Source organism: Roseicyclus sp., assembly GCF_965662675.1.
Classification (GTDB): Bacteria; Pseudomonadota; Alphaproteobacteria; order Rhodobacterales; family Rhodobacteraceae; genus Roseicyclus.
This window is the reverse complement of record NZ_CBFIIK010000113.1, coordinates 1-8,501: the sequence shown is the minus strand read 5'-3', so window position 1 is coordinate 8,501 and position 8,501 is coordinate 1. Positions and strand designations below refer to the sequence as shown.

Sequence of the window (8,501 nt, the reverse complement as noted above, 5' to 3'; positions counted from 1 at the left end):
TATTTCGTGATCTTCACGCTCGGCCTGGCCGAATTGGTCCGCCAAGTCGTAACATGGGTGCAAAACCAGACAGGCCAGCGCGGCATGTATGTGCTGACCCCGATCACCGAGCGCGACATCTACTGGATGCTTCTGGGGCTGGCCGCCCTTGTCTATCTGGCGGGCTGGCTGATCGGGCGCTCGAAACTGGGCTTTGCGCTGCGCATCATCGGCAATGACGAAACCGTCGCGCGCCATGTGGGCATCGACACGGCGCTGGCCAAAGTCGCGCTTTTCACCATTCCGGGCATGGCAGCCGCCGCCGTCGGCGCGATCCTTGCACCGCGCTATATCTACATCGAGCCCTCGACGGCCTTTGCCCCGCTCTTGTCCTTTCAGGTGGTGATCATGGCGCTGTTGGGCGGCACGGGGCGGCTTTGGGGGCCGCTTGCGGGCGTCATCCCCTTCACGCTTCTGTGGGAGTTCATCACGCGCCAAGCGCCGAACCAGACCCTTCTGTTGCTCGGCATCGTGTTCTTGCTGATCGTCTATGTGCTGCCCGGCGGCTTTGTCGGCCTGTGGGCGCGCATCCGGCGGCGCTTTCATCAGGGGGGCGGCGCATGAGCCGGACGGTCCTTCAGGTGCAGGGCGTGACCAAGCGCTTCGGCGGCTTGGTCGCGGTGCGCGATATGCGTTTCGATGTCACCGAGCATGAGGTGATGGGCATCATCGGCCCCAATGGCTCGGGCAAATCCACGATGATCAACATGATCTCGGGGTTGTTTCCGCCGAGCGAAGGCTCGATCCGGCTGAACGGGGCGGAACTGGGCGGGCTGCCCGCGCACAAGACCGCGCGCATGGGCGTGGGGCGCACGTTCCAGCTTGTGCGCCTTCTGCCGGAACTCAGCGTGGTGGAAAACGTCGTGGCGGGCGCTGTTTTTGGCCATCGCCGCAAATGGGGCAAGAGCGCCGAGGCGCATGCAAAACAGCTTTTGGAGCGGGTGGGCTTGGGCGCATCCATTGGCCTGCCGGTTTCCTCGCTCACCTATATCGACACCAAGCGGGTAGAACTGGCACGCGCGCTGGCAGGCGATCCCGAGGTGCTTTTGCTCGATGAGTGGCTGGCCGGTCTGAACCCGACCGAGCTTTCGACGGGCATCGATCTTGTGCGCAGCTTGCGCGACGAGGGGCGCACGATCATTCTGGTCGAGCATGTGATGGACGCGATCCGAAGCCTGTGCGACCGTTGCGTGGTCATGTCATCGGGTGCCAAGATCGCCGAAGGCACACCGGCCGAGGTTCTCTCGGACGCGGAGGTGATCCGCGCCTATCTGGGGGAGGATGAGGATGCTTGAGGTCAGCGATCTTGCGGTCAGCTACGGCAAGCACCGGGCGCTGTCAGGGGTGTCGCTGCGCGTCAAACCGGGCGAGATCGTCGTCATCCTTGGCGCCAATGGTGCGGGAAAATCCACGCTTCTCAAGGCCATCGCCGGGATTTGCGAGGGGCAGACCTCAGGCCATGTCAGCATGGGGGGCGAGCCGATCCTGGGCCTGCCCGCGCACAAGGTCGTCGAGCAAGGCATCGCCTTGGTGCCGGAGGGGCGCGGCGTTTTCGGTGAGTTGACGGTCAAGGAAAACCTGATGCTGGGCGCCAATCCCAACCGCGCCCGTGATGAGGCCGAGGGCAATTACGACCGGTTGATCCGGCTATTCCCCAAGCTCGCCGACCGCGCGGGGCAAACGGTCTCGACCATGTCGGGGGGCGAACAGCAAATGGTCGCCATCGGCCGCGCGATGATGTCGAACCCGACGATCCTGATGCTCGATGAGCCCTCGCTCGGCCTGTCGCCGCTCTTGTCCAAGGATCTGTTCCAAAGCCTCAAGGCGGTACGTGCGGCAGGGCTTGGTATCTTGCTGGTGGAACAAAACGCCAAGCTCTCGCTCGGGATCGCCGATCGCGGATACCTGCTCGAAAACGGGCAGATCGCGCGCGAGGATCGCGCCGATATCTTGAAAAACGATCCCGCGGTTCAGGCGGCCTATCTGGGCGGGGCATCGGGACATCGCAGCCCCACCCCCGGCCCGGCACAAACCAGTGGCAGCGCTCCACCCGCGATGGCGGCTTTGCCCAAGTCTTTCGCCACACGCCCGCCCGCCAACGCCTCGGTCTCGGCCACGCAAATCTCGGGCGTGGATATCGACGCGGTGGTGGCCGCCGCCGGACGGCAGGCAGGCGAGGCGACAGGTCCGCGCCCGACGCTTTCGCGCCCGGCGCCCACCACCTTGCCCCCAACCCATGCAGCGGCCCAAGACGCGGCACTGGCGCAAATGATGGCCAGCATGGAACAGGCCGCGCGCCGCGCGATCGAGGGGCGGCGCGATACAAGCGGCCTACCCCCTCTGCGCCCCACCGCACGCCCCGCCGCGCCACAGGCTACGGCTACGGCGTCACCTGCGCCCAACACGCCGCCCGGCAGCAGCGGCGCTGGCACGCCGATCACCCATTACCGCCGCCGCCCCGGCTCGTCGCAGTTCGAACCCACGGAGATCTGAGATGTCGCAGACCCAAAGCCTTCGCGGCATGTATATCGGCGGCCAATGGGTTCAGGCGGCCCGCAGTTTCGCCGATATCAATCCCTCGACCGGCGCGCTTTACGCCGAGGCCCCCGACGGCGCCCGCCCCGAGGCCCGCATGGCCATCGAGGCGGCCCATGGTGCCTTCAAGGGCTGGGCCGCGATGAAATACACCCAGCGCGCGCATCTCTTGCACAAGGCGGCCGAGATCTGGGAACGCCGCGCAGCCGATTATATCGCAGCGGCCCAAGCCGAGGGCGGCGGTTGGGTCGGCAAAGGCGGGTTCGAGGCGCATTACGTGGCCGAGGTGTTTCGCTCGGCCGCTGCCGCCTGTTACCAGAACCTTGGCGAAATCCTGCCCTCCGAATACGGCAAGTTCTCGACCGCCGTGCGCTATCCGATGGGGGTGATCTCGGTCATCAGCCCGTGGAATTTCCAAGGCATCCTGACCTCGCGCGGCTTCGCCTTCGCGCTGGCGGCGGGCAACACCATCGTCTTGAAACCGTCCGAGGACACGCCCTATAGCGGCGGGCTGTACTTCGCGGAAATCCTGCATGAGGCGGGCTTTCCGGCGGGTGTGTTCAACGTCATCACCTGCTCGCGCGAGAATGTGGCCGCGATGGGCGACGAGATGATCGAGCATCCTTTCGTCAAGGGCATCTCGTTCACCGGATCGACGCCGGTGGGCCGGTCGATTGCGGCCAAGGCCGGGGCGCATTTGAAAAAGGCCTGTGTGGAGCTGGGCGGCAAGGACAGCCTGATCATCTTGGAGGACGCCGAGATGGAGCGCGCCACCCAAGCCGCCAATTTCGGCAGCTTCATGCATCAAGGCCAGATCTGCATGAGCGTCGAGAAGGTGCTGGTGCAAGAGCGCATCTACCCTGAATTCCTTGCCCGCTTCGCCGAACGCGCCGCGCGCCTGAAGGTGGGCGATACCGCCGACAAATCCAACGTGATCGGCCCGCTGATCAATGACCGCCAAGTGGCCCGCGTGAAGGCGCAGCTTGATGACGCCATCGCCAAAGGTGCGCGCGTCATCGTGGGCGGCGGCATCAATGGCCGCTTCGTGGAACCCACGATCCTTGCAGATGTGACGCCCGACATGCTGGTTTATCGCGACGAGACATTCGGCCCCGTGGTGCCAGTCATCCCCTTCCGCACGGATGAAGAGGCCATCGCCATCAACAACGACACCGAAGACGGGCTGTCGGCGGGTGTCTTTACCGCGAACGAGGCGCGCGCGCTCGACATCGCGCGGCGGCTGGAAACGGGCATGTGCCATGTCAATTGTTCCTCGGTGAATGACGAACCCCATGTGCCCTTTGGCGGCTCCAAGGCGTCTGGCCTTGGGCGGCATGGCGGGCGCTGGTCGATCGAGACCTTTACCGAGACTCGCTGGATCACGCTCGATCGTGGCGGCCGCCCCTACCCGCCGGTGTTCTGATGATGCAGATGCCCGCCCTTTTGTCCGGCAAACGCGTGGCGATCCTTGGATCGGCGCGCGGGCTTGGGCTGGCGGTGGCAAAGGCCGCGACCGAGGCCGGGGCAGAGGTGATCGGTATCGACGCGGTCACAGGCTTTGATCATGTGAGCGAGTTCTACCATATCGATCCAAGCCATGTGGGCGCCATCGACCGGCTGGCGGCTGCCTTGCCCGATGGCTTGGATGGTCTGTGCCTATTGCCTGCCTATGATGCTTCAGACGCCCCCGATCTGGCGCTGATGCGGGGCGTGATGGGGCCGAAGCGGTTGGCCGAAGGGATCGCGCCGCGCATGGCCGCCGGGGCCGTGATCGTCACACAAGGGGCGGCCTTCGATACTGCGCGCGCGCAATATATGGCGCTGATCCGCGCGGCCCTTGCGCTTCGCACGGAAACCGCCACGGGATTTGCACAGCGCTGGGGGCTGATGGCCGAACCCGTGCTGACACCCAAGCTGATCGGCTGGGCGATGGAGGCTTGGGCGATGCAACACCGCGCCGCTTGGGGGCCGCATGGCCCGCGCAGCGCATGTCTTGTGACCGCCAGCCCCGATGGACGCCTGCCGCCCGCGATTTGCGCCGCGCGCGGCATCGCGGCGACCACAGGTCAGCAACAGGCCGCCGCGGCCGCCGTTTTTCTGTTGTCCGCGCTTGCCTCCGGCTTGACCGGAGCAACGCTTGCCGCCGATGGCGGACTATCTGCCGAGACCCAAACAAGCCTCGAGGGGCTGTGAGCACCGGGAAAGGACCCTGCGATGAATACCATCTTCTGGACAATCGCGCTGATCGTCATTCTGGCCATCCTCGTGGTTTTGGCCGCGAGCTTTTACCAACGTAGCTCTAACGCGGTCAGCCTTGTGCGCACCGGCATCGGCGGGCGGCGCGTGGCCATCGATGGCGGCTTCATCGCCCTGCCGTGGTTTCACGAGGTGGCGCGCGTCAACATGCAGACCATGCGCCTCGAGGTGCGGCGCGCGGGCGATCAATCGCTGATCACGCGTGACAAGCTGCGCGTCGATGTGGGGGCGGAATTCTACCTGTCGGTGCCGCCCACCGCCGCATCGGTCACGCGTGCGGCGCAAGCCTTGGGCAAGCGCAGCTTCCAGCCCGAGGATCTGCGGCTTCTGATCGAGGGGATGTTCGTCGATGCACTACGCGCGGTCGCCGCGCGCCGCAGCATGGATGAGCTGCACGAGAACCGCGCCGAGTTCGTGGCCGAGATCCGCACCGCCCTTTCGCCCGTGGTGGAGCGCTACGGCCTGTCGCTTGACAGCGTGTCGCTGACAGCGCTCGACCAGACGCCGTTTTCGGCGCTGGATGAAAACAACGCCTTCAACGCGGTGGGCTTGCGCAAGCTCGCCGAGGTGATTGCGCTGTCCAAGCGCGAGCGCGCCGAGATCGAGGGCGAAACCCAAGTCAGCGTGCGCCGCGCCACGATGGAGGCCGCGCGCCGCAAGATGGAGATCGACCTTGAAGAACGCCGCGCCGAGATCGCCCAAGCCCAACAGGTCGAGGCGCTGATGTCGGCGCAGCTGGCCGAGATCGCCCGCGCCAAGGCCGAAGCCGAGCGCGCCGCCGCCGAGGCCCGCATCCATATGGAGCGCGAGATCCAGGCCGCCGATATCGCCCGCGAACAGGCCATCCGCGAGGCTGAAATCAAGCGCGCCAAGGCGCTGGAAATCGCCGAGCAAGATCGCAGCGTCGAGGTTCTGGCCAAAAGCCAAGAGGAAAGCCGTGCGCAAGCCGAGGCTGATCTGGCGCGTGCCGAAGCGGTTCGTGCCCATGAAGCCATCGAGAGCGCGCGGGCGGGCGCCGAGGCCGAACGCAAGCGCGATCTGGCCCGCATCGCCGCCGAGGCCGAGGCCGCCGCCACGGCGCGCCGTGCCGAGATTGCGGCCGAAACCGCGCGCAAGGTCGCCAAGGACCGCGTCGAGACGGCGAAATTCGATGCCGAGGCGATGCTGGCCGCGCGCACGGCCGAAACGACCGCGATGGCGGCCCATATCGCGGCGCAAAACACCCGCTCCGAGGCGACGCTTGCCCATGAGGTGGAATTGGCCCGGCTCGAGTCCATGCCCAAGATCGTGGCCGAGATGGTCAAGCCCGTGGAAAAGATCGGCAAGATCGACATTACCCAAGTGGGCAGCGTCGAGGGCTCGCGCGGCGCGATCTTGCAGGCGCTCGATTCCGTTCTGGAACAAGCGGTCCATGCCCCGAACCTGCATCGTGTGCTGGACCAGATCGGCGATGAGATCCGCGACGGCAGCATGGACCGCAAGGATCGTCGCCGCCGCCGCGACGAGTGATTGGGTGTCATATGACATGAAAAAGGGGAGGCGCGCGCCTCCCCTTTTTCCTTTTGGCTCGGTGGATCAGGCGATGTGGATCGTCTTGACCTCGAGATAATTGTCGAGCCCCTCTGGCCCGCCCTCGCGGCCCATGCCCGATTGGCGGTAGCCGCCGAAAGGATGCTTGGGGTCCACGATCAGCCCGTTGATGGTCAGCCCGCCCGTGCGCATGCGCTTGGCGAATGCATAGGCGCGTTCGACATCTTGGCCATAGACCGCGCCGTTCAGCCCATAGACCGTGGCGTTGGCCTTGGCGGCAGCGTCGTTTTCATCATCATAACCGATGACCGACACGACAGGGCCAAAGATCTCCTCCTGTGCCACCTTCATGTCGGGCGTCACATCGGTCAGAACGGTCGGCTCGACGAAAAACCCGCGATCCAAACCCCGCGGACGACCGCCGCCGCAAGCGACCGTGGCGCCGCCTGCGCGACCGGCGGCGATATAGCCCTCGACCCGTTCACGCTGACGGGACATCGCCAATGGCCCCATCTGCGTTGCAGGGTCCGACGGATCACCAACCTTAAGGCCACGCACACCCGACAAGAACATGTCGAGGAATTCCGCCTTGCGGGCATTCGGAACCAAAAGCCGCGTGAGCGAGAAACAGACTTGGCCCGTGATCGGCATGGAATAGGTCATCAGGCTGGGCATCGCGCGGGCGAAATCGGCATCGGGCAACAAGACAGCGGCCGATTTGCCGCCCAGTTCCAGCGAAACCCGCGCCAAGCGGTCGGCGCAGACGCGCATGATATGCTTGCCCACCTCGGTCGAGCCGGTAAAGGCGACCTTGTCGATGCCGGGATGGCGGATCAGGTGATCGCCCCCCTCGCGCCCGGCGGGCACAAGGTTGAACACGCCCTTGGGCAGCCCCGCCGCCTCGATGCATTCGGCCATGATATAGGCCTCGAGCGGGGTTTCAGGGCTGGGCTTGGCCACCATGGTGCACCCCGAAGCCAAGCCGGCCGCGATCTTGTAGCTGAGCAAGACCATCGGCGCGTTCCAAGGCGAGATCGCGGCGCAGACACCCACAGGCTCGCGCAAGATACGCACCGCGCCGCCATCGTCGCGCGTACGGTCATCGCGGAACGGGTAGGTTTCGATCAACTCGCCGTAATAGCGAAACAGCGTCGCATTCTGGCCCACCAGCTTCTTGGTCAGGCTGATCGGCGCGCCGACCTGCTTGGTCCATGCCCAGGCGATATCGTCAAGCCGCCCCTCGATCAGGCTGGCGACGCGCTTGAGGTAAGTGGCCCGCTCGGCGGGCGCCATGCGCGGCCAAGGGCCGTGGTCGAAGGCGGCGCGCGCCGCCGCCACCGCGCGGTCGATATCGGCCGTCCCCGCCTCGGGGTATGACAGAAGTTTTTCCTCGGTCACGGGCGAGATCACATCGATCATCCGCCCCGAGGTGGGCGCGACCCATGCGCCATCGACAAAGATCATTTCCGGCGCCTTGAGCCCCGCCCCATCGCGCATCATCATTGTCATGACCCACACCTCCCATGTGTGGTGCCGACGCTAAACGATTCACCCGCATGTTCAAGGATATGCGACCGTAGACCCGCTTTCTTTCCGGCGCGAAACACCGCCGTTTCAACCGGTTTTTCAACCGATCCGCGCGACCAAACAGGTCACCCCAAAAATTTTTGCCCTATTGCGAATATTTTCATCATGTTCACGAAGATTTTTTTGTTATGCGTTTGCCAGTAGGCATAGTCAGCTTGCACACTGTGACAACGAAGTTGGTGACAAAGCGTGGGCTTACGCGTCAGTATGATCGCGCAGGAGTCGTCGCCCTCGGGCGCTGCGCTCCGACACTCACGGCGGATGCGGGCTGGAACCGGCGGCCTCATCACGCACGCAATATGAAAGCCGCATGAAGCAACATGCGGCGTTGACCAAAGGGAGTCGACTGATGAACCAATCCGACATGACGGGCAGCGCATTTGCCCCGAGCCGTCGCGGCGTACTCAAGGGTGCCGCTGCCATCGGCGCGGCAGGGCTGATCTTGCCGCATACCACCACAAGCGCCGCTGCACAGACCCGCGGCGGAACCTTCCGCATCGGCATCGGGCATGGCTCGACCACCGACAGCCTCGATCCGGGCTTGTGGGAACATC

Annotated in this window: 8 protein-coding genes; 7 read left to right on the top strand and 1 reads right to left on the bottom strand. The window is 65.0% G+C overall.

Annotation, left to right across the window (positions count from 1 at the left end; genetic code table 11):
* The 6 genes from ACTG4J_RS13320 to ACTG4J_RS13295 all read left to right on the top strand — a co-directional run.
* On the top strand, positions 1-603 hold a 603-nt coding region (locus ACTG4J_RS13320), incomplete at its 5' end, for a branched-chain amino acid ABC transporter permease (protein WP_439140233.1).
* Positions 600-1,334 carry an ABC transporter ATP-binding protein gene (locus tag ACTG4J_RS13315; protein WP_439140232.1) on the top strand — a complete coding sequence of 245 codons (735 nt, stop codon included), beginning with the start codon at positions 600-602 and terminating at the stop codon, positions 1,332-1,334. The genes ACTG4J_RS13320 and ACTG4J_RS13315, both read left to right, overlap by 4 nt.
* On the top strand, positions 1,327-2,532 hold the full coding sequence (locus tag ACTG4J_RS13310) for an ATP-binding cassette domain-containing protein (RefSeq protein ID WP_439140231.1): 1,206 nt from the start codon (positions 1,327-1,329) through the stop codon (positions 2,530-2,532). Before ACTG4J_RS13315 ends, ACTG4J_RS13310 begins: the two co-directional genes overlap by 8 nt.
* 1 nt (position 2,533) lies before the next feature.
* Complete coding sequence (locus ACTG4J_RS13305; protein ID WP_439140230.1) at positions 2,534-3,997, top strand: aldehyde dehydrogenase family protein; 1,464 nt, start codon at positions 2,534-2,536, stop codon at positions 3,995-3,997.
* Positions 3,997-4,767, top strand: a complete 771-nt coding sequence (locus ACTG4J_RS13300) for a hypothetical protein (RefSeq protein WP_439140229.1) — start codon at positions 3,997-3,999, stop codon at positions 4,765-4,767. The genes ACTG4J_RS13305 and ACTG4J_RS13300 overlap by 1 nt, the downstream gene beginning before the upstream one ends.
* Before the next feature lie 21 nt (positions 4,768-4,788).
* Entirely contained in the window at positions 4,789-6,339 is a 1,551-nt protein-coding gene (locus ACTG4J_RS13295) for a flotillin family protein (RefSeq protein ID WP_439140228.1), read from the top strand.
* Positions 6,340-6,405: 66 nt separating this feature from the next.
* On the opposite strand, the gene ACTG4J_RS13290 is transcribed toward ACTG4J_RS13295, so the two are convergent.
* Positions 6,406-7,869 carry an aldehyde dehydrogenase gene (locus ACTG4J_RS13290; protein ID WP_439140227.1) on the bottom strand — a complete coding sequence of 488 codons (1,464 nt, stop codon included), beginning with the start codon at positions 7,867-7,869 and terminating at the stop codon, positions 6,406-6,408.
* Between the two features lie 427 nt (positions 7,870-8,296).
* On the opposite strand from ACTG4J_RS13290, the gene ACTG4J_RS13285 reads away from it, so the two are divergent.
* Positions 8,297-8,501: twin-arginine translocation signal domain-containing protein (locus ACTG4J_RS13285; RefSeq protein WP_439140226.1), on the top strand; the 205-nt coding region annotated here is incomplete at its 3' end.

What these genes read in the sequence shown, in the direction of transcription:
- ACTG4J_RS13315 (WP_439140232.1), top strand. Translation starts at nt 600, where the DNA reads ATGAGCCGGACGGTCCTTCAGGTGCAGGGCGTGACCAAGCGCTTCGGC.
- ACTG4J_RS13310 (WP_439140231.1), top strand. Translation starts at nt 1,327, where the DNA reads ATGCTTGAGGTCAGCGATCTTGCGGTCAGCTACGGCAAGCACCGGGCG.
- ACTG4J_RS13305 (WP_439140230.1), top strand. Translation starts at nt 2,534, where the DNA reads ATGTCGCAGACCCAAAGCCTTCGCGGCATGTATATCGGCGGCCAATGG.
- ACTG4J_RS13300 (WP_439140229.1), top strand. Translation starts at nt 3,997, where the DNA reads ATGATGCAGATGCCCGCCCTTTTGTCCGGCAAACGCGTGGCGATCCTT.
- ACTG4J_RS13295 (WP_439140228.1), top strand. Translation starts at nt 4,789, where the DNA reads ATGAATACCATCTTCTGGACAATCGCGCTGATCGTCATTCTGGCCATC.
- ACTG4J_RS13290 (WP_439140227.1), bottom strand. Translation starts at nt 7,869, where the DNA reads ATGACAATGATGATGCGCGATGGGGCGGGGCTCAAGGCGCCGGAAATG.